Origin of the sequence: Methylobacterium sp. J-043, assembly GCF_022829505.1 — a bacterium.
GTDB classification, from domain to species: domain Bacteria; phylum Pseudomonadota; class Alphaproteobacteria; order Rhizobiales; family Beijerinckiaceae; genus Methylobacterium; species Methylobacterium extorquens_A.
The window spans coordinates 1-20417 of the sequence record NZ_JAKSYB010000026.1; the positions used below are offsets into that span (position 1 = coordinate 1).

General features: G+C 68.6%; 20 protein-coding genes. 8 read left to right on the forward strand and 12 right to left on the reverse strand.

Annotation, left to right across the window (positions count from 1 at the left end; genetic code table 11):
- Together MKK50_RS02425 and MKK50_RS02430 are read left to right on the forward strand one after the other, a co-directional pair.
- A partial coding sequence (locus MKK50_RS02425; RefSeq protein WP_499020156.1) for a carbohydrate porin occupies positions 1 to 1245 on the forward strand: 1245 nt, incomplete at its 5' end.
- A 76-nt stretch (positions 1246 to 1321) separates the two neighbouring features.
- The gene (locus MKK50_RS02430) at positions 1322 to 2374 is read left to right on the forward strand and encodes an aliphatic amidase (RefSeq protein ID WP_253370815.1); all 1053 of its coding nucleotides are present in this window, start codon (positions 1322 to 1324) and stop codon (positions 2372 to 2374) included.
- A gap of 72 nt (positions 2375 to 2446) precedes the next feature.
- Here MKK50_RS02430 and MKK50_RS02435 read toward each other — a convergent pair whose 3' ends face one another.
- Complete coding sequence (locus MKK50_RS02435) at positions 2447 to 3046, reverse strand: L,D-transpeptidase (RefSeq protein ID WP_253374027.1); 600 nt, start codon at positions 3044 to 3046, stop codon at positions 2447 to 2449.
- A 441-nt stretch (positions 3047 to 3487) separates the two neighbouring features.
- On the opposite strand from MKK50_RS02435, the gene MKK50_RS02440 reads away from it, so the two are divergent.
- From MKK50_RS02440 to MKK50_RS02455, 4 genes are all read left to right on the forward strand, one after another.
- Positions 3488 to 3856, forward strand: coding sequence for a hypothetical protein (locus MKK50_RS02440; protein ID WP_499020465.1), 369 nt, complete (start codon positions 3488 to 3490; stop codon positions 3854 to 3856).
- A 379-nt stretch (positions 3857 to 4235) separates the two neighbouring features.
- A complete protein-coding gene (locus tag MKK50_RS02445; RefSeq protein WP_499020159.1) occupies positions 4236 to 5576 on the forward strand; it encodes an efflux RND transporter periplasmic adaptor subunit in 1341 nt (446 codons plus the stop codon).
- A 78-nt stretch (positions 5577 to 5654) separates the two neighbouring features.
- Complete coding sequence (locus tag MKK50_RS02450) at positions 5655 to 8819, forward strand: multidrug efflux RND transporter permease subunit (protein WP_499020161.1); 3165 nt, start codon at positions 5655 to 5657, stop codon at positions 8817 to 8819.
- A 146-nt stretch (positions 8820 to 8965) separates the two neighbouring features.
- A complete protein-coding gene (locus MKK50_RS02455; protein ID WP_499020162.1) occupies positions 8966 to 9289 on the forward strand; it encodes a GIY-YIG nuclease family protein in 324 nt (107 codons plus the stop codon).
- 57 nt (positions 9290 to 9346) lie between these two features.
- On the opposite strand, the gene MKK50_RS02460 is transcribed toward MKK50_RS02455, so the two are convergent.
- The 4 genes from MKK50_RS02460 to MKK50_RS02475 all read right to left on the reverse strand — a co-directional run bounded on the left by MKK50_RS02460 (position 9347) and on the right by MKK50_RS02475 (position 11836).
- Positions 9347 to 9652, reverse strand: coding sequence for a hypothetical protein (locus MKK50_RS02460; RefSeq protein WP_253370821.1), 306 nt, complete (start codon positions 9650 to 9652; stop codon positions 9347 to 9349).
- The gene (gene gatA / locus MKK50_RS02465; RefSeq protein ID WP_499020166.1) at positions 9649 to 11130 is read right to left on the reverse strand and encodes an Asp-tRNA(Asn)/Glu-tRNA(Gln) amidotransferase subunit GatA; all 1482 of its coding nucleotides are present in this window, start codon (positions 11128 to 11130) and stop codon (positions 9649 to 9651) included. The genes MKK50_RS02460 and gatA overlap by 4 nt, the downstream gene beginning before the upstream one ends.
- A gap of 96 nt (positions 11131 to 11226) precedes the next feature.
- Positions 11227 to 11514: an Asp-tRNA(Asn)/Glu-tRNA(Gln) amidotransferase subunit GatC gene (gene gatC / locus MKK50_RS02470; RefSeq protein ID WP_499020167.1), complete on the reverse strand. Its 288-nt coding sequence runs from the start codon at positions 11512 to 11514 to the stop codon at positions 11227 to 11229.
- Between the two features lie 190 nt (positions 11515 to 11704).
- Positions 11705 to 11836: a hypothetical protein gene (locus MKK50_RS02475; RefSeq protein ID WP_499020169.1), complete on the reverse strand. Its 132-nt coding sequence runs from the start codon at positions 11834 to 11836 to the stop codon at positions 11705 to 11707.
- A gap of 214 nt (positions 11837 to 12050) precedes the next feature.
- On the opposite strand from MKK50_RS02475, the gene MKK50_RS02480 reads away from it, so the two are divergent.
- Positions 12051 to 12629: an SMI1/KNR4 family protein gene (locus MKK50_RS02480; protein ID WP_499020172.1), complete on the forward strand. Its 579-nt coding sequence runs from the start codon at positions 12051 to 12053 to the stop codon at positions 12627 to 12629.
- The gene (gene ruvX / locus MKK50_RS02485; RefSeq protein WP_499020174.1) at positions 12626 to 13123 is read left to right on the forward strand and encodes a Holliday junction resolvase RuvX; all 498 of its coding nucleotides are present in this window, start codon (positions 12626 to 12628) and stop codon (positions 13121 to 13123) included. Before MKK50_RS02480 ends, ruvX begins: the two co-directional genes overlap by 4 nt.
- Here ruvX and MKK50_RS02490 read toward each other — a convergent pair.
- The 7 genes from MKK50_RS02490 to MKK50_RS02520 form a co-directional block, all read right to left on the reverse strand.
- Entirely contained in the window at positions 13120 to 13800 is a 681-nt protein-coding gene (locus MKK50_RS02490) for a DJ-1/PfpI family protein (RefSeq protein WP_499020176.1), read from the reverse strand. The genes ruvX and MKK50_RS02490 overlap by 4 nt on opposite strands.
- A gap of 127 nt (positions 13801 to 13927) precedes the next feature.
- Positions 13928 to 15079, reverse strand: a complete 1152-nt coding sequence (locus tag MKK50_RS02495) for a hypothetical protein (RefSeq protein WP_499020179.1) — start codon at positions 15077 to 15079, stop codon at positions 13928 to 13930.
- Complete coding sequence (locus tag MKK50_RS02500; protein WP_499020182.1) at positions 15076 to 15909, reverse strand: SGNH/GDSL hydrolase family protein; 834 nt, start codon at positions 15907 to 15909, stop codon at positions 15076 to 15078. The genes MKK50_RS02495 and MKK50_RS02500 overlap by 4 nt, the downstream gene beginning before the upstream one ends.
- A gap of 319 nt (positions 15910 to 16228) precedes the next feature.
- A complete protein-coding gene (gene dprA / locus MKK50_RS02505; RefSeq protein ID WP_499020183.1) occupies positions 16229 to 17422 on the reverse strand; it encodes a DNA-processing protein DprA in 1194 nt (397 codons plus the stop codon).
- A gap of 31 nt (positions 17423 to 17453) precedes the next feature.
- Positions 17454 to 18062, reverse strand: a complete 609-nt coding sequence (gene plsY, locus MKK50_RS02510; protein WP_499020185.1) for a glycerol-3-phosphate 1-O-acyltransferase PlsY — start codon at positions 18060 to 18062, stop codon at positions 17454 to 17456.
- The gene (locus MKK50_RS02515; protein WP_499020187.1) at positions 18059 to 19363 is read right to left on the reverse strand and encodes a dihydroorotase; all 1305 of its coding nucleotides are present in this window, start codon (positions 19361 to 19363) and stop codon (positions 18059 to 18061) included. The genes plsY and MKK50_RS02515 overlap by 4 nt, the downstream gene beginning before the upstream one ends.
- 5 nt (positions 19364 to 19368) lie before the next feature.
- On the reverse strand, positions 19369 to 20316 hold the full coding sequence (locus MKK50_RS02520; protein ID WP_499020190.1) for an aspartate carbamoyltransferase catalytic subunit: 948 nt from the start codon (positions 20314 to 20316) through the stop codon (positions 19369 to 19371).
- Positions 20317 to 20417: the final 101 nt, after the last annotated feature.

Below are 20417 nucleotides of genomic sequence, written 5' to 3' on the forward strand. Positions count from 1 at the left end.
CCGTGGGCCACCCACATGGCCGAGCGCGGGCTCACCTTCGACATCAACATCTACAACTTCTACCAGGCCAACCCGTCGGCCGGCCTGCGCACCGGCGAGCAGTCGAACTCGACCTACTTCGTCCTCTCCATGACCGCCGACATGCAGCGCATCGCCAACATCAGTGGCGGCACCATCAAGTTCACCCAGACCTTCTTCGGAAACGTCCGCAACCTCAACATGGCCGCCGACATCGGCGACACCACGGTCGGCTACCAGCCGCCGTTCAACCCCAACAACAATCGCCTCTCGCTGCTGACTTACCAGCAGAAGCTCCTCGACGACCGCCTCGTCATCGAGGTCGGCCGCACCCATCCGGACCGCTACTACGGCCTGCCGCCGTGCAACTCGATCAACTCCTGCTTCCAGGACCTGTTCTACATCAATGCCGGCTTCACCTCGCCGCTCTACGCGGTCTGGGGCGCCAACGCCGCCTACCAGCTCTCGCCGACGAGCTACGTCCAGGCCGGCGCCTTCTCGGTGAACCCCGGCACCAACGCGCTCTCGGGCTACGATTTCGGCTACGAGCGGCTCTCGGGCGCGCTGGTGATGACCGAGATCGGCACCAAGACCGACTACACCATGACCGCCTATCCCGGCCGCGCCTCGCTCACCGGCTTCTTCAACACCGCCGATCACGACGACAACTTCAAGACGGTGTTCGGCACCTCGAAGGGCCTGAACCCCGGCGCCCCGGTGCTGCAGAAGAACGGTACGTCCGGCATCGTGCTCACCGGCACGCAGACGGTCTGGCGCGCCGACGGCGGCCTCGTCGCCAACCCGCACCCCACCGCGATCTCGCTCTATACCGGCACGGGCTATTCCTTCGACCCGACCGTGCCGATCCGCTTCAACTCGTTCGTCGGCGTGCGCCTCGACGCGCCCGACCAGAGCCGGCCCAACGACAGCTACGGGCTGAAGATGAACTGGCAGCGTTTGTCGGAGAACTACACGCAGTTCCTGGCGGATGCCAACTTCATCTCGGGCGGTTCGGGCGCCCCGTACTCACGCGACAAGTTCGTGTTCGAAGCCAACGCACACTTCGACGTCGGCGCGGGCGTGATCATCGAGCCGGTGGTGCAGTACGTGGTCAACCCGAACACGTTCTGGAACCCCTTCACCGCGCGGCGGGCGCGTGACGGCTTCTACGCCGGCGCCACCCTCGTCGTCCCGCTCGGCACTCTCCTCGGCCTCGCGCCGGGCTAGTCCTCGCCGCAAGCGAAGAAAGAGGGGCTCGCGCGACGAGCCCCTCCCCTCAATACCAACCGGAGGAAACACCGCCATGATGCACGGTGATATCTCGTCGAGTCAGGACAGCGTCGGCGTCGCCGTCGTGAACTACAAGATGCCCCGGCTGCATACGAAGGCCGAGGTGCTGGAAAACGCCAAGAAGATCGGCGACATGATCATCGGGATGAAGGCCGGTCTGCCGGGCCTCGATCTGGTGATCTTCCCTGAATACTCGACCCACGGCATCATGTACGACGCGGGCGAGATGTACGAAACTGCCTCCGCCATCCCCGGTGCGGAGACCGACATCTTCGCCGATGCCTGCCGCAAGGCGAAGGTGTGGGGCGTGTTCTCGCTCACCGGCGAGCGCCACGAGGAGCATCCGCATAAGGCGCCCTACAACACGCTCATCCTGATGAACGACCAGGGCGAGATCGTGCAGAAGTACCGCAAGATCATGCCCTGGACCCCGATCGAGGGCTGGTATCCGGGTGATCGCACCTATGTCTCCGACGGCCCGAAGGGGCTCAAGATCAGCCTCATCATCTGCGACGACGGCAACTACCCCGAGATCTGGCGCGACTGCGCCATGCGCGGCGCCGAACTCATCATCCGCTGCCAGGGCTACATGTACCCGGCCAAGGAACAGCAGGTTCTGATCTCGAAGGCGATGGCGTTCGCCAACAACACCTACGTCGCGGTCGCCAACGCCGCCGGCTTCGACGGCGTCTACAGCTACTTCGGCCACTCGGCGATCATCGGCTTCGACGGGCGCACGCTCGGCGAGTGCGGCGAGGAGGAGATGGGCATCCAGTACGCGGCGCTGTCGAAGTTCCTGATCCGCGACTTCCGCGCCCACGGCCAGTCGGAGAACCACCTCTTCAAGCTGCTGCACCGCGGCTACACGGGCATGATCAACTCGAAGGAGAACCGGCACGGGATGTCGGAATGCCCCTACGACTTCTACCGCCGCTGGATCGAGGACCCCGACGGCACCCGCGACGCGGTGCGCGCCATCACCCGCTCCAGCGTCGGCACCGAGGAATGCCCGATCGAGGGCATCCCCTTCGTCGGCAAGGGCGAAGGCCCGCCCGATCCGCGCTGAGCTCTTCGGCTGGCCCCGGCGGAACGCGAACTTCCAACCTCCTCGCCTCTTAACGGCGAGGAGGTTCTACATTCAGTCCTTCACAACCACCTTCGTGCCGACCTTCACGCGGTCGTAGAGATCGACCACGTCCTTGTTGGTCATGCGGATGCAGCCCGAGGACACCGCCGCGCCCATCGTCTCCGGCTCGTTGGAGCCGTGGATGCGGTAGAGCGAGGAGCCGAGATACATGGCGCGGGCGCCCAGCGGGTTGTCCTGGCCGCCGGCCATGTAGCGCGGCAGGTCCGGGCGGCGGGCGAGCATCTGCGACGGCGGGCGCCAGGCCGGCCATTCCTTCTTGCCGGTGATCGTCTTCGTGCCCGACCACGAGAAGCCGCGCCGGCCCACGCCGACGCCGTAGCGGATCGCCTCGCCACGGCCGAGCACGTAGTAGAGCCGGCGCTGGCTCGTGGAGATCACGATCGTGCCGGGCTTCTCTCCACCGGCATAGGCCACCGTGTCGCGCGGGATGGCCTGTGTCTTGAAGACGTTGATGAAGTCCGCGAGCGGCCCGCTGTCGAGCGGATTGGCGCGGGCCGGCACGAGGGTGGCCGCCGCGAGGGCGCCACCGAGGGCAAGCGTTGCGGCCAGGCGCGGCAGCGCGGAGCGGTTCGGCCGGAGGCGACCAGGCAGGGATCGGGTCGACAAGACGTTCAGTCCTCCTCGAAGGGGCTGCGCTGCAAGAGAGGGCAGCGGCAGGCGCATCGAGCGCTTTAGGGCCGGCCGTCGGGGCAGGAGGAAGGCAAGGGTGTGGGTTTTCGGCAACGCCTGCGCCGAAACGTCCGACCCGTCTGGAACAGGGTGCGGCCCGGCACATCGGCTCACCGCCGAAGCATGCTCGGCAGGATGAAAGGCCGGAGGGCTGTTCCGGGAGGCCGATCAAAATTGCCAGTGCAACTGTTCGAAGCCGCTTGAGCGAAGCCCAAATCCGCCATCCCGAAGGGATCAGCCGGATTTGGTATAAGGCCAGCAAAGAACCAGACCGATCGCTTTCGAGCGATGGCCCTGGCTAGAACGCCGCAGTCGATTGCGCGGGAAGGTTTCATCCACCACAATGATGTCACCGTGACCATCATGAACCGCCACGCCACAACGGGCCGCGCCCCGGCCGACCGACCGGCCCGCATCGTCCTGTCGACCCTGGTCGGGCTGCTGAGCCTGCTCGTCGTCATCGGATTGCCGACCGACGGCTCTGCCCTCGGTGGGATCCCGCAGGCCCGCGGTGCGGTGACGTTCGAGCAGCGCCCCGACACGGACCCGCTCACCAGTGTTCGGATCGGCCACGCCGTGCTCGATCTCGACGAGGTGGCGGGCGTGGGGCGCATGAGCGCGATCGTTCCGGGTTTCGACCGCGCGCAGGCATCGTCCCTTCCCCGCCCCATCTCGGATCGAAGCCCCACCGCCGCCGAGCGCGGTCAGCCCGAGCGTCCGCCCCGGGTCTGACAGGTGCGTCGTCTCGGTCGTGCGGGCGTTGCAAGGCGATGGGGTGATGGCGCGGTGCCGATCCGCGCCGTCGTCGGATTGCCAAACTTCGCGCCCAGGATGCACCGCGACCATGGTTGGCTGTCCCGCACAGCCGATTCCCGATGCCTCCGGCATCTTACGTCCAGGGCCTTCGATCTCCGATCGTCGCGGCGGCCCGGTGATTGCAACGGCGCGCGAGGCCGACCCGGCCTCCCCCGTCATCCGTGACGCGCGGTGACGCTCTCCTTCCGGGAGACCGCCGGCCGCGTCACGGCATCGTCCCGAAAGGTGGCCGCCGGCTTTCGGAAACAGACGATGTGAAAACAAGAGCCGAGAGCATCGTAGGAGTAATTCCATCGTGACGCCGTCTCCCCAGTCGCCCGGCAGCAGCCCCGGCCCCGCCAAGGCCGGAAGCCGCCGCAACCGCTGGTCCCTGCCGGCCTCTCTTCTCGTCGGTGCCCTCCTCGTCGCCGTCTCGGCCTGCAACGAGCAGAAGGCCGCCGCACCCGTGCCGCTGCCCCCGCCGGAGGTCAGCGTCGTCAGCGTGCGTCCGCAGCCGATCCCCTATGTCCGCGACCTGCCCGGCCGCGTCGCGCCGATGCGCATCGCCGAGGTGCGCTCCCGCGTCTCGGGTCTGGTGATCCGGCGCCTGTTCGAGCAGGGCAGCCACGTCAACGAGGGCGACGTCCTCTACAAGATCGACCCGGCCCCCTACCAGGTGGACCTCGCCAGCGCCGAGGCGACGCTGGCCAACCGGGAGGCCGCCCTCGTGCTGGCCAACCAGCAGGCCGACCGCCTCGAAACGCTTCTTGCCCGCAACACCGCGAGCCAGGCGCAGTACGACACGGCGTTCGCCGCCAAGAAGCAGGCCGAGGCCGAAGTCGCCGGCGCCAAGGCGGCCCGCGACCGGGCACGGCTCAACCTCTCCTGGACCGATGTGCGCGCGCCGATCTCCGGCCGCATCGGACGGGCGCTGCTCACCGAGGGCACGCTGATCGAATCCGGCATCACCGGTGTGCTCGCCACGATCCAGCAACTCGACCCGATCTACGTCGATATCACCCAGTCGGTGGGCGAGTTGAACAAGCTGCGCCGGGACATCGCCTCGGGCGAACTCGCCAAGCTCGCCGCCGACACCGCCAACGTCCACCTCATCATGGACGACGGCACGCTCTACGGCTCGGCCGGGCGCCTGCTGTTCTCCGACGTCACCGCCGACCCGAGCACGGGCCAGGTCACGTTGCGGGTGCAGTTCCCCAACCCGCACAACGAGCTGTTTCCCGGAATGTATGTCCGCGCCCGGATCAAGCAGGGCATCGACTCGGACGCCATCGCCGTGCCGCAGCAGTCGATCCAGCGCACCAGTGACGGCAAGCCCGAGGTCTGGGTGGTCAAGCCCGACGGCAAGGTCATGCTCCAGCCGGTCGAGGTCGGCCCCGTGGTCGGCGGCAACTGGCTGATCCGCGAGGGCCTGGAGGGCGGCGAGAAGGTCGTCGTCGAAGGCTTCCAGAAGATCACCGCGGGCATCCAGGTGAAGACCGTCCCCTGGAAGACGGAGACCTCCGCCGACGAGGGCAAGCCGATCGACGCCGACAGTCACGACACCGACGGCCGGGAGACGAGCGGCAAGGAGACGAACGGGAAAAGTTCGGCTGCGACCGATCCGGCCACCCAGCCCGTCGCCCAGTTCGCCGACTGATCCTTTCCCAAACATCGCGCGGCCGGCGGGCGTCCCGACGCCACGCCGGCCCGATGACATAGGACATCAACGCGCCTCATGGCTCGCTTCTTCATCGACCGGCCGGTCTTCGCCTGGGTCGTCGCCCTGTTCATTCTGCTGGGCGGCGCGCTCTCGATCCCGCAACTGCCGATCGCCCAGTACCCGATCATCGCGCCCCCCGCGATCGCGCTCTCGACCTCCTATCCCGGCGCCTCGGTGGAGAATCTCTACACCGGCACGACGCGCCTCATCGAGGACGAGCTCAACGGCGCGGCCAACATCCTGAGCTTCGAATCGGCCTCCGACTCGTTCGGCGTTGTCGAGATCACCGCGAGTTTCCAGCCCGGCACCGATCCCGGCTATGCCGGCGTCGAGGTGCAGAACCGCTTGAAGCGCGTCGAGGCGCGCCTGCCGGCCGAGGTGCGCCAGCAGGGCATCCTCGTGGAGGAGGCCTCCGCTGCGACGCTGAACATCATCACCCTGGTCTCCACCGACGGGAAGACCGACGAGGTGGGTCTCGGCGACTTCCTGATCCGCAACGTCATCAACGAGATCCGCCGCATCCCCGGCGTCGGCCGCGCGACCCTCTACTCGACCGAGCGGGCGCTGCGGATCTGGATCGATCCGGACAAGCTGCGCGGCTACTCCCTCAACGCCGCCGACGTGACCAAGGCGATCGGCCGGCAGAACGTGCAGATCGCCTCAGGCGCGGTCGGCGCGCAGCCGAGCCCGGAGCGCCACGCCGTCAACTTCCCCATCGTCGTCAAGGGGCAGATGACTGAGCCGGAGGCGTTCGGCGCCGTCGTCCTGCGCGCCAATCCCGATGGCTCCAACGTGCGCCTGCGCGACGTCGCCCGGATCGAACTCGGCGGCGACGACTACAAGTTCACCACCCGCCTCAACGGCGGCCCGGCGGCGGGCATCTCGGTGACGCTGGCACCCGACGGCAACGCCATCGAGACGGCGAAAGCCATCCGCGCCAAGATGGTGGAGCTGTCGCAGTTCTTCCCCGACACGGTGAAGTGGGACATCCCCTACGACATCACGCCCGCGGTCGATGCCTCGATCGAGAAGGTGCTGCACACGCTGGTCGAGGCGGTGGTGCTGGTCTTCATCGTGATGTTCGTGTTCCTCCAGAACATCCGCTACACCCTGATCCCGACCATCGTCGTGCCGATCGCGCTGTTCGGCACCTGCACCGTCATGCTGCTCGCGGGCTTCTCCGTGAACGTGCTCACCATGTTCGGCATGGTGCTGGCCATCGGCATCCTCGTCGACGACGCCATCGTCGTGGTCGAGAACGTCGAGCGCATCATGAACGAGGAGGGGCTGCCTCCGAAGGAGGCGACCCGCAAGGCCATGAGCCAGATCACGGGGGCGATCATCGGCATCACCCTAGTGCTGGTGGCCGTGTTCATCCCGATGGCGTTCTTCCCCGGCTCGGTCGGCATCATCTACCGGCAGTTCTCGATCGCGATGGTGACCTCCATCGCCTTCTCGGCCCTGCTCGCCCTGTCGCTGACCCCGGCGCTCTGCGCCACGATGCTGAAGCCGATCGAGAAGGGGCACGGCCACGCCAAGGGCGGCGTGTTCGGTGTCTTCAACCGCTTCGTCGATCGGGAGACCGCCCGCTACGGCCGCGGGGTGGCGTGGTTCATCGGCAAGTCCGGCCGGGTGATGCTGATCTATCTCGTGCTGGTGGCGGGCGTGGCCTACGCCTTCATGCGCCTGCCCGAGGGCTTCCTCCCGCTCGAGGACCAGGGCTTCTTCACCGTCGACATCCAGACCCCGCCGGGCTCCTCCTTCAACCGCACCGAGGCTGCGGTGAAGCGGGTCGAGGAGCATCTCCTCGCCCAGCCGGGCGTGGCGACGATCACCGTCATCAACGGCTTCTCGTTCTCCGGCCAGGGCCAGATGACGAGCCAGGCCTTCGTGACGCTCAAGCCGTGGGGCGAGCGCGACGCGGAGAACTCGGCCGCCCGGCTGGTCGAGGGGACCAACAAGGCGCTCGGGAGCTACAAGGATGCGGTGATCCAGGCGCTGGAGCCGCCGCCGATCGACAACCTCGGCAACGCCTCGGGCTTCTCGTTCCGCCTTCAGGACCGGGCGCAGAAGGGCTACTCGGCGCTGATGGCGGCGCAGGAGCAACTGCTCTCGCTGGCGCGTAAGAGCCCGGTGCTGACGAAGGTCTATGTCGAGGGCCTGCCGCCCGCGCCTGAGGCCGAACTCATCATCGACCGCGAGAAGGCGGCCGCCCTCGGCGTCGATTTCGAGGACATCAACAACACGATCCAGGTCAATCTCGGCTCGGTCTACGTCAACGACTTCCCGAATCGCGGCAAGATGCAGCGCGTGATCGTGCAGTCCGAGGATCTCCAGCGCCTGCACGCCTCCGACCTGCTAAACTACTCGGTCAAGAACGCGCAGGGGACGATGGTGCCGATGTCGTCCTTCGCCGACCTGAAATGGGGCGTCGGCCCGGCCCAGATCATCGGCTTCAACGGCTACCAGTCGGTGCGCATCACCGGCGATCCGGCCCCCGGCTACACCTCCGGCGACACCATCAAGGAGATGGAGCGGCTGATGACCTTCCTGCCGAAGGGCTTCGGCTACGCCTGGACCGGCCAGTCGCTCCAGGAGAAGGAGGCCGGATCACAGGCCTCGCTGCTGCTGGCGCTGTCGGTCTTGATCGTGTTCCTGTGTCTGGCCGCGCTCTACGAGAGCTGGTCGATCCCGATCTCGGTGCTGCTGGTGATTCCGCTCGGCGTCATTGGCTCGGTGGCGGCGGTGTATCTGCGCGGCATGCCCAACGACGTCTACTTCAAGATCGGGCTCATCACGATCATCGGCCTCTCGGCCAAGAACGCGATCCTGATCGTGGAGTTCGCGCGTGATCTGTGGAAGCCCGGCACCAACATCGTCCAGGCGACGATCCAGGCGGCGACGCTCCGCTTCCGCCCGATTGTGATGACTTCGCTCGCCTTCATCTTCGGCGTGGTGCCGCTGGCTATCGCGACCGGCGCCTCCTCGAAGAGCCAGCAGGCGATCGGCAGCGGCGTGATGGGCGGCATGATCTCGGCCACCGTGCTCGCGGTGTTCTTCGTGCCGGTGTTCTTCGTGGTGGTGATGCGCCTGTTCCGGCGCAAGGACGTCGCCGCGGGTGAGAACGCCGAGGCGGTGCCCGCTCCGGCGCATCAGGGGCACTCGGTGCCGGCGGAGTAGCGGATGGGAGGGGCGGTGCGCGCGCTTCGAGGTACGCGTGCCGCGCGCACCTCAGTATGAGGAGCGGGGGGTGGATCCCATATCCGTTGAGCCGGGAGGGTGGATCCGACAAGCTGCCGGGCCGCTTCTCTTCCGCTGAGGCCGCCTTGACCGCCTTCGTCGACATGCTGCGTTGCGCCGACGGCAGTGACGATGTCGGCTCGGCCCGAGGTGAATCTCTCGACGGGCGGCTGGCTGAGCATCAGGCCGGAACGCGTGTCGGCGACACCTATCACCGTCGGCCGGTGTCGCTCGTCTACGCCGAGTGGTTCGACCGCATCACCGATGCGATCGCGGCCGAGCGACGGATCAAGGGCTGGAGCCGTGCCAAGAAGGAAGCGCTGATCGCAGAGGATTGGGACAGGGTGCAGTTCCTGGCGAAGCGCCCGTCCGCCCGCGTCCGTTCATCCAACCCAAGCACCTCATCCTGAGGTGCCGCGAAGCGGCCTCGCAGGATCCTTCAGGTATCACGACGGGATTGGCAGCCTTCAGCGCTTCAGAACCCGCCGCGCGCCATACCCGGCTACTGCCCAGAGAAACGCCGAGACCGTCCGCACCGGAAAGAACGTCGGCAGGTCAGCGGCGACGGGGGCCGGCCAGGGCAGGCCGATCCGCGTCACGAGCCACGCGAACAGCACCGAGATCCCCAAAGCGGCGATGGCCGCGATGAAGACCTTGCCGAACTGATCCGCCTTCCATCCGAGGAACACGGCGATCAGGATCAGAAGGGGATCGAACCCGGCGAGGATCCAGACCGAGAACGAATAGACCGGGACGACGGGGGCGGCGTTCACGCCCACCACGCCTTCGGCAGGCTGATCCGACCGGCCGCATTCTCGATGGTCTGCGCGGCGGCGAACAGCGTCTCCTCGTCGAAGGGGCGCCCGATGAGCTGGAGGCCGAGCGGCAGCCCCTGCGCGTCGAGGCCGGCCGGCACCGAGATGCCGGGCAGGCCGGCCATGTTCACCGTCACCGTGAACACGTCGTTGAGGTACATCTCGACCGGGTCGGCCGACGCCATCTCGCCGATGCCGAACGCCGCCGACGGGGTTGCGGGGGTGAGGATCGCATCGACGCCGGAGGCGTAGGCCGCCTCGAAGTCGCGCTTGATCAGCGTGCGGATTTTCTGCGCCCTGACGTAGTAGGCGTCGTAATAGCCCGCCGAGAGCACGTAGGTGCCGATCATGATACGCCGCTTCACCTCGCGGCCGAAGCCGGCGGCGCGGGTGTTCTCGTACATCCCGGCAATATCCTTGCCGGGCACGCGCAGGCCGTAGCGCACGCCGTCGTAGCGGGCGAGGTTCGAAGAGGCCTCGGCCGGCGCTACGATGTAATAGGCCGGCAGCGCGTATTGCGTGTGCGGCAGCGAGATGTCCTTGATCGTCGCGCCGGCCTCCCGCAGCCAGTCCGCGCCCTGGTCCCAGAGGCGCTGGATCTCGGCGGGCATGCCCTCGACCCGGTATTCCCGCGGGATGCCGATGGTGAGACCCTTCACGCCACGCGCAATCGCGGCCTCGAAGTCGGGCACCGGCACATCGACCGAGGTCGTGTCGCGCGGGTCGTGTCCGGCCATGGAGCCGAGCAGGATCGCGCAATCCTGCACCGTGCGGGCGATGGGGCCGGCCTGATCGAGCGAGGAGGCGTAGGCGATGATGCCCCAGCGCGAGCAGCGGCCGTAGGTTGGCTTGATGCCGACGGTGCCAGTGAAGGCGGCGGGCTGGCGGATCGAGCCGCCGGTATCGGTCGCGGTGGCGCCGAGGCACAGATGGGCTGCCACGGCCGCCGCCGAACCGCCGGACGAGCCGCCGGGCACCAGCGGCGCCTCCGAGCCCTGGCGGCGCCAGGGGGAGATCGTCTTGCCGTAGGCGCTGGTCTCGTTGGACGAGCCCATGGCGAACTCATCGAGGTTGAGCTTGCCCAGCATCACCGCGCCGTCGCGCCAGAGCTGGGACGAGACGTTCGACTCGTAATGCGGCTCGAACCCTTCGAGGATCTTCGAGCCCGCGGTGGTGTGCACCCCTTGCGTCGCGAACAGATCCTTGATGCCGAGCGGAAGGCCTTCGAGCGGGCGCGCCTCGCCCTTGGCGATCTTCTGGTCCGAGACCTCGGCCATCTTCAGCGCGCGGTCCGGCGTCGCGACGATGAAGGCGTTGAGCGCCTGCGCCTTGTCGATGGCCTCGAGATGCGCCTGCGCGATCTCGCGGGCCGAGAAATCTTTGCCCTTCAGCCCGTCGCGAGCCTCGGCCAGGGTGAGTTCGTTGAGTGCCGTCATGCCCGTTCCAACTGTCTGCCAGGTATCCGCACCGATCCCGCGGGCGCGTGGCGTCTCGCGGGTGGCAGAGGAGCCGCTCCGTCGCGTCCCAGGGGACTACTCGACGACCTTCGGCACGAGAAAATAGTTGTCCTCGGTCTCGGGGGCGTTGGCGACCACGTCGCTCGCCCGGCCGCCGTCGTTCACTACGTCGGCACGCTTCTTCATGCGCATCGGGGTGACGGAGGTCATCGGCTCGACGCCCTCCACATCCACCGCGCTGAGTTGCTCGACGAAGGCGAGGATCGCGTTGAGCTCCCCCTTCAGCGGTCCGACCTCCTCGTCGGTCACCGCGATGCGGGCCAGATGCGCGATGCGCCGTACCGTTGTCTCGTCGACCGACATGCCGCCCGCGTCGCCTCGCCTGCCGTGAGCGCGGGTGAAAAACCTCGCGCCGGGATCCGCCGGGCTATAGCACCCGCCTTCGCGCAGGGGCAACGCGCACTCGAACGATCGATACCAGCATCGCCGTGGTTTCTTTCCGGCCGCGATCGCCGGTTGCCGAACTCCGCGCGATGACCCTGCGGAGGGCCGCTCAGACGATGACGTGGCCCCGCGTCGACGGCATGTCCACGGTGATGCCGGGGCGGCGGTAGCGGTCGGCGTTGTAGGCCCCGACGCAGAGGACCTCCAGGGCGAGCGCCAGCATCAGCACGTGCCGCCGCATGAGGCGGCGGGATCGGCCGGAGACAGGAGGGCTCGGCGTCGGCGTGAGGGGCACGGGGCGGTTCCGGCATCGTTAACGAAACCTTAACACCGCTTTCCGCTTTCCGCTCCATCCCGGGAGGGGCGACCACCCGCCATGGTTAATCTGGGCGGTGGACAAGTCCGCGCGGGCGGGCGTAAGCCCCTCCCTTGTCGGGGTGCGAGGAGGACGGGGCATGTGGGACAGCGTCTTCCGGGAATTGCGTCCGGGGCTGACGTCCAGCGAGGCGGATCTCGCCCGTGCCGAGGCCGAACTCGGCTTCCCCCTCCCCCAGAGCTACCGCAACTTCGCGCAGAGCTGCGGCGCCGGGCGGATCGGCGGGCATCTGCGCATCTTCACCCCGGTTCCGGTGGAGGCGGCGGATCTCGGCTCGCGGGCACACCTGATCTCGCACGGCGTGGCGCTCGCCCTCGACGGCCTGCGCGACGAGGGCAGCGACGAGCCGCACCGCTTCACCATCGAGGGTGATGCCGATGCCGGGCTGATGGAGCGGGCCTGCTTCTTCGGGCAGACCGAGCGGGGCGATTTCCTGTTCTTCGACGTGACGCCGGGCTTTCCCGAATACGACATCTGGGTGCTGTGCGCTGATCTGGAGACGGTGCATTTCGGCGGTGCCGATCTGCCCACCTTCCTGCGCGGGCTCCAGGGCCTCGAGATCCTGCACATCCTCGGCGACGGGGAAGGCCCGCTGCCCGCGACTTTCGCGGGCGACGAGGCGGCGGCCCTCGAACAGCTCGGAGCGGCGGCTTCGTGAACCGGGAGGAGATGGCAGCCTTCGTCGAAGCCTCGGCCGGCGCACCGCGCCTGATCGGGCTCGACCTCGGCACCAAGACCATCGGAATCGCCCTGTCCGATGTCGGCCGGCAGATCGCCTCGCCGCTGGAGACGATCCGGCGGGTGAAGTTCACGCCCGACGTGGCGCGGATCGTAGCGCTCTGCGCGACGCACGCCGTCGGCGGCCTCGTGATCGGCCTGCCGCTCAACATGGACGGCTCCGAAGGCCCCCGGGCCCAATCGAGCCGGAGCTTTGCCCGAAACCTCAAGCCGCTGTTGCCGCTGCCGGTCCTGTTCTTCGACGAGCGCCTCTCCACCGCCGCCGTCACCCGCACGCTGCTCGAAGCCGACGCCTCGCGGGCGCGGCGCGGCGAACTCGTGGACAAGCTCGCCGCCGCCTACATCCTGCAAAGCTGTCTCGACGTAATGGGCGGAATGTTTTCGGGCGCGGCCGAGGAGGCGGACGGGTTTTAACCCCGTGCCTGCGTGAGGCGGGCCACGATCGCCTCCCGCTCCCGGCGCGTCGCCGACAGCCGCTCGCGGGCGGCCGCGAGAACCTCCGGACCGGCGGTCTCGGGGCGGCCGGCATCGAAGGGCGGGGCCGGGGCGTATTCCTGCTGGAGCTGGATCGCCTGTGCGGTCGCCGCGTCGGTGAGTTCGGCCGCGAGCGTCAGACCGAAATCGATGCCCGCCGTCACGCCGCCGCCGGTGATCAGGTTGCCGTCGCGTACGACACGCCCCTGCGTCGGGATCGCCCCGAAGGAGCTCAGCAGATCGTGCGCCGCCCAGTGCGTGGTGGCGCGCCTGTCCCGCAGCAGTCCCGCCGCGCCGAGCACCAGAGCACCGGTGCAGACGGAGGTGAGGTAGCGGGCGCTTCGCGCCTGACGGCGCAGGAAGTCGAGCGTCTCGGCATCCTCCATCAGCGGGTTCACCCCCGCACCGCCGGGTACGCAGATCACGTCGAGGACCGGGCATTCGGCGAAGGTGAGTGTGGGCGTCAGCACGAGGCCGGTGGCGCTCGCGATCGGTTCCAGCGCCTTCGCAACGAGATGGACGCGGGCGCCCGGCACCATGGCCAGTACCTCGTAGGGCCCGGTCAGGTCCAATTGCTGTACCTGGGGGAAGACGAGGAAGCCGATCTCGATCGTCATAGTCCTCAATCCTCCGCTCAAAAACGCCTCGAGCCGTCGAGCTGATTGCATCAGGCCGGCGTCTCTAGGTCCCTGTTTTGACGCGCATTCTTTCGACGAACCGGCGACCGCTTCGTCGGAATGCGCTCTACCGCAGATAGATCACGCTGTAGAGCGAGGCGCGCAATTCGTCCTCGTCGAGCCAGACCCGGCCGAGGTCGCAGCGCTCGGCGATGCCCGGCCGCATCCGGGCGCAGTACTCGCCGGTATTGTCCTGCAGATGGTACTGGCAGCGCCCACCCACTTTGCGCCGGGCGATGATCGGGCTCGAATGGTCGGCGGCGATATCCGGGTCCTTCGGCAGGCGTTCCTCCAGCACGTACCAGGAATAGCCCACCACCGGCAGGCGCCCCCGGTCGAGGGCGTAGTCGATCATCCCCATCAGCCGGTCTGTGCCGGCCGTGAGGCCGGGCTCGCGGCGGGCGGCCTTGTCCATGAAGTCGAGCTGGTTGTCGGCGATCGAATCCGAGACCGGGACCAGCGGCACCGGCAGGGGCTGGCGGCGGCAGCGCCGCTCAACATGGGCGATCCAGCCGGCATTGAAGGCATCGGTCGCCGGATCGCGCAGTCGCGGCACCGTCCCGCCGAGGCTGCGCCACGAGATTTTGGGGGCGGCGACGCGGCTGCGCCAGCGCAGGGCTCCGAAGGTGCGCGCGTGCTGGCCGTAGCCGTCGAAGGAAGGAAGGTCACGGTCCGTGCAGAGGCCGCCGAGGTTGTAGAGAAGGGTCGCCGCCTCCTCCTGCCCGTCCTCTAGCTTGTCGAAATAGGGCTTGCGGCCCGGGTTGCGCTCGCGGCTCGCCTCGGTGTCGTTGCGGCTCTCGGCGATCTCCTCTGCGAGGTCGGGATGCCGGCGCAGGTAGCTCCGCAAGGCACGGTCCCGGCTGCGTTCGAGGCCCGCCGGGTCGGCGAAGTAGTATCGGGTGGCGACATCCAGCGCCGAGACGGTGACCCCGACGCGCTGCGAGATCATGTCGGCGGTGGCGTAGGCAAAGCAGATCGCGCTGTCGCCCTGGCTCATCGGCGACAGGGCCGGGTTGGGGCTGATCCGGTCGTCGAGCGGATGCGTGCCGGGCCGGCGGGCCGGCGCCACCACGGTCACGTCGTCACAGGTCGGGTTGCGGGTCGTGCGCGGGTTTTCGGGCAGCAGCCGCAGATCGATCGCCCCGGCGGGCGCCGCCGCGAGCAGAAGGCCGATCGCGAAACAACAGGCGACGCGGGCCGCCCCGGATGATGGCCTCAATCCGTCCCCGCCTCGGCGAGCGCGACCGGTGCCGCTTCGGCCCCGTCGAGCACCGCGTCCTGCGCGGCCTCGGCGAGCAGGGCGTAGCCGCCATCGGCCATGTGCAGGCCGTCGCTGGCGAACAGTTCGGTGCGGGTCAGCCGGCCCTGCCCGATCCAGTCGCGCATCAGGTCGGAGCGGCGGATCACCGGGACGCCGAGCTCGGCGCCGAGGGTGCGCACGGCGTCGCGGAACCGGTCGGCACCGGGCGTGGCGTCGAGCGCCGGACACCATTGCGGCTCCATCAGAACCACGTCGATCCCCGCCGCGCGGATGCGCTCCAACGCCGCCTCGGTGGCCTCGCGGAAGTGATCGAGGGAGACGCCGCGCAGGGCGTCGTTGCTGCCGGTCTGCCAGATCACGAGATCGGGCCGGGGCGCGATCACGTCCCTGTCGAGCCGGGCCAGCATCTCGTCCACCGCCTCACCGCCGATGCCGCGGTTGGCGACCGTGATCTTGCTGCCGAGATGCGGCAGGGCGCGTCGCAGACCCGCTTCGAGGCGAGCGGGATAGGCAGCGGCGGGCGTCGAGGCGCCGATGCCTTCCGTCGAGGAGGAGCCGAAGGCGACGATGCTCAACGGTCCGCCCAGGGCGATCTTCTGGGCGACGTGCGGAAGGCCGGTCGGGGCCGCATCCTCGAACAGGCCGAGATCGAAGTCGAAGCCGAGATCGAGGTGTTGCGGCAGCAGGTCGGCGTAGGCGAGCACCGCGGTCGAGGAGAGGGAGAGGGCCAGTATCAGCGCCGACGCGCCGACGAGCCGCCGCGGACGTCCCCTCGAGACCGGCTGCATCCGAGCCTGACGTAGAAACCGTACCACCGTTCGAGCCCCCGCCCGCGGGCCGCCTCGATTGGGGGCCTTCGCGGAATGACTGATATCGACCCTTCTAACCGAACCGAGGCCGGATGACGGCCCAATAATCGTGATTCGCCACAGTCGCAATGCGCAGTGTTTGATAGAGTCTTAAGTGCGAGACTCGGATCAAAGATTTGTTCGTCATAGAAGCCGTTTGTTCGACGCCAGCTTGAGGTCTGAGGGGCGTGTTCGAGCGCAGCAACGGGTGCTGCCTGGCTCCTGTATCATGGGCCTCCAGGGCCAGGGATCGACCGTGTCACGCCCGCGAAACCAGGGAGACCGTCCCGCTGCCGTGCCGCTCGATTTGGCCGTCGAGTTCCAGTTCGAGCAGCGTCGTCTGCACGATCCGAACCGGCAGGCCGGTGGAGCGGGCAAGCGCATCGGTCCCGACCGGTGTCGGGCTAAGGCACGCGATCAGCCGCGCGCGGTCGTCCCCGGGCTCGGGCGGATCCTCGACCGACTCCGCCGCAGCGGGAAACAGCGGCAGGGCGGTCTCGGCTCGTCCGTCGAAATCCATCTCGTCCCAGTAATCGGGCGTGCCCCAGCTTTCCGAGCGGTCGTTCAGGCCGTCCGCTTGCGGCGCGTCCCCGGCGATCAGCGGATCGAGCACCGAGAGGACGTGCTCGACCTCCGAGACCAGCGTTGCACCCTGGCGGATCAGGTCGTTGGTGCCCTCCGCCCGCGGATCGAGCGGCGAGCCGGGCACCGCGAAGACTTCCCGGCCCTGCTCCAGCGCGAAGCGGGCGGTGATGAGCGAACCGGAGCGGCGTGCGGCCTCCACGACAACGGTGCCGAGGCTGAGGCCGGAGATGATGCGGTTACGGCGGGGAAAGTCGCGCCCGCGCGGCACCCAGCCCATCGGCATCTCGGCGACCACCACCCCGCCCTCCCCCACGATCTCCTCGACGAGGCCGGCATGGTTCTCCGGATAGATCCGGTCCTGCCCGCCTGCGAGGACCGCGACGGTGCCGGTGACCAGCGTGGCCTTGTGGGCGCGGGCGTCGATCCCTCGGGCGAGCCCCGAGACTACGACGAGACCGGCTTCGCCGAAGCCGCGGGCGAGCCGCTCGGTGAAGGCGAGGCCGGCGGTCGAGGCATTGCGCGAGCCGACGATGGCCACCGACGGCTTGAGAAGCGTGGCCGGATCGCCGCGCACCGCGATCAGCGGCGGCGCGGTGTCGGTGGCGTGCAGCGCCTTCGGATAGGCCGCCTCGCCCATGGCGAGGAAGCGGATGCCGAGGCGGGCGGCGGCGGCCATCTCGCGCTCGGCCTCCGCCTTCGTGGGCGGGACGGCGCGCTTGCCCGCCCGCTTCGTCAGGTCCGGCAGGGCGTCGAGGGCGGCCGATGCGCTGCCGAAACGGTTGATCAGGCCGCGGAAGGTGCGCGGGCCGATGCCGTCGGTGCGGATCAGGCGCAGCCAATCGAGGCGTTGCGCGTCGGTGAGCTGCATCGATCCCCCTCCGTCCGGGAGGGGGCGGCGCTCACCCCTTCTTCCCGATCCGCCCTTCGGTGCCGGCGGCGAGGCGGCGGATGTTGGGCGCGTGCTTCCACCATAGCAAAGCTGCGAGCACGAGGAAGAGCGCTGCAACCATTCCGTGTCCCAGCGCCCACAGGATGAGCGGCGTGGCGGCCGACGCCACGAGCGCGGCGAGTGAGGAGTATTTCAGGGCAAAGGCGAGCCCGAGCCAGATCGCGGCGAAGGCGGCCAGCGTCAGCGGGCTTAAGCCCAGCAGCACGCCGATGAAGGTCGCTACGCCCTTGCCGCCCTTGAAGCCGAGCCAGACCGGAAACAGGTGGCCGAGGAAGGCACCGAGGCCCGCGGCCAAAGCCGGCCCCTCGCCCCAATGGCTTGCCGCGAGTACCGGCAGCGTGCCCTTGAGCGCGTCGCAGAGCAGCGTCGCGGCAGCGAGGCCCTTGCGGCCGGTGCGCAGCACGTTGGTCGCGCCGATGTTGCCCGATCCGATCGCCCGCACGTCGCCGAGACCCGCGAACTTCGTGAGGATCAGCCCGAAGGGAATCGCACCGCAGGCGTAGCCCAGGACGAGGGCCGCGATGAGGACCGGCCAGCCGGCCGCGAGAAGCGTGGTCATGCGGCGATGGCCGAGAGGGCGGAGCGGTGGACGATCCGGCCGGCCACCAGCGTCAGCACCGCCGCGCCCTGAAGACGCGCCTCGTCGAAGGGCGAGTTCTTGGAGCGCGACTTCAGCTGCCGCTTGTCGAGCAGGTAGGGCAGATCGGGGTCGATCAGCACGAGGTCGGCGGGTGCGCCTTTCTCCAGCCGCCCCGCCTCGCGGCCGAGCAGCGCAGCGGGGTTCGCCGAGAGGGCCTTCAGGAGCGTTCCCAACGGCACGTCGCCGGTATGGAGCAGGCGCAAGGCGGCCCCGAGCAGGGTCTCGATGCCGAGCGCGCCATCCGCGGCCTCGGCGAACGGCAGACGCTTGGTCTCGACGTCCTGCGGGTTGTGGTCGGAGACGATGACGTCGATCACGCCTTCATTCAGGGCGGCGATGACCGCCTTCCGGTCGTCCTCGCGGCGCAAGGGGGGCGAGAGCTTGCAGAAGGTGCGGTAGTGGCCGATGTCGCCCTCGTTGAGCACGAGGTTGTTGACCGACACGCCGCAGGTGACGGGCAGCCCTGCCTCTTTTGCCCGCCGCACGATCTCGACGGAATCGGCGCAGGAGATCATCGCCGCGTGGTAGCGCGCGCCGGTGAGGCGAACGAGCCGGATGTCGCGTTCCAGCATCACCGTCTCGGCCTCGCGGGGGATGCCGATCAGGCCGAGGCGGGAGGCCATCTCACCCTCGTTCATCACGCCTTCGCCGACGAGGTCCGGCTCCTCCACATGCTGCATCAGCAGCGCGCCGAAATCGCGGGCGTAGGTGAGCGCGCGGCGCATCACCTGCGCGTTGGTCACGGCTTTCAGCCCGTCGGTGAAGGCAACGGCGCCGGCTTCCGCCAGCAGGCCGAACTCGGTCATCTCGCGCCCCGCCAGCCCCTTGGTGATCGCGGCGGCGGGCAGGACGTTGACGCTTGCCGTGTCGCGGGCGCGGCGCAGCACGAAATCGACGATGGCCGGCCCGTCGATGACGGGATTGGTATCGGGCATGCAGACCAGGGTCGTCACGCCGCCGGCCGCTGCAGCGGCGCTCGCCGAGGCCAGGGTCTCGCGATGCTCCGCGCCCGGCTCGCCGACGAAGGCGCGCAGGTCGATCAGGCCCGGCGCGAGGGTGAGACCCCCGCAGTCGATTTTTTGGGCACCCTCCGGCGTGTCGGGGGCGGCACCCCAGGCGACATCGGCGATGCACCCGTCGCGCACGAGCACGGCGCCGGGACCCTCGCGGCCGGAGGCCGGATCGAGGAGATGGGCGTTGGAGAGGACGAGCGCGCTCATGGGTGTCACCCGTTCGGCAAGTGGGTCGCCAGCGCTTCCAGCACGGCCATGCGCACGGCGACGCCCATCTCGACCTGCTCGCGGATCAGAGACTGTGCCCCGTCGGCGATGTCGGAGGCGATCTCGACGCCGCGGTTCATCGGACCCGGATGCATCACCAGCGCGTCGGGCTTGGCCAGCGCCAGCTTGTCGCCGTCGAGGCCGTAATAGCGGAAATACTCCTTCACCGAGGGCACGAAGGAGCCGTTCATCCGCTCGCGCTGGAGGCGCAGCATCATCACGATGTCGCAGCCCTTCAGCCCCGCGCGCATGTCGGTGAATACCTCGACGCCGAAGCGCTCGATGCCGGTGGGCAGCAGGGTCGAGGGGCCGATCACCCGCACCCGGGCGCCGAGCGCCTGAAGCAGGATGATGTTGGAGCGTGCCACCCGCGAATGCAGGACGTCGCCGCAGATCGCGACCTGAAGCCCCTCGATGCCGCCCTTGTTGCGGCGGATGGTGAGCGCGTCGAGCAGCGCCTGGGTCGGGTGCTCGTGGGCGCCGTCACCGGCGTTGACCACGGCGCAATCGACCTTGCGGGCCAAGAGATGCACCGCGCCCGCCGCGTGGTGGCGCACCACGATGATGTCGGGCCGCATGGCGTTGAGCGTCGCGGCCGTATCGATCAGCGTCTCGCCCTTCTTCACCGAGGACGAAGCGACCGACATGTTCATCACGTCGGCGCCGAGGCGCTTTCCCGCAAGTTCGAACGAGGATTGCGTGCGGGTCGAGGGCTCGAAGAACAGGTTGATCTGCGTGCGGCCCCGCAGGACGGTGCGCTTCTTCTCGACCTGCCGCGACAGGGCGACGGCGGCGTCGGCGCGCTCCAGCAGCGATTCGATGTCCGGCCGGCTCAGGCCTTCGATGCCGAGCAGGTGCCGGTGCGGGAAGGCGGGTGCGGTCTGAGCGGTCATGCGGCGGTTCTGGCGTCGGCTCCGCGCTATAGGTGTCTGGGAGAGGCCCGGCAAGGCGCAGGCGTATCCGGTTGGCCGGCGTGGGCGATGGCGCCAGGGAT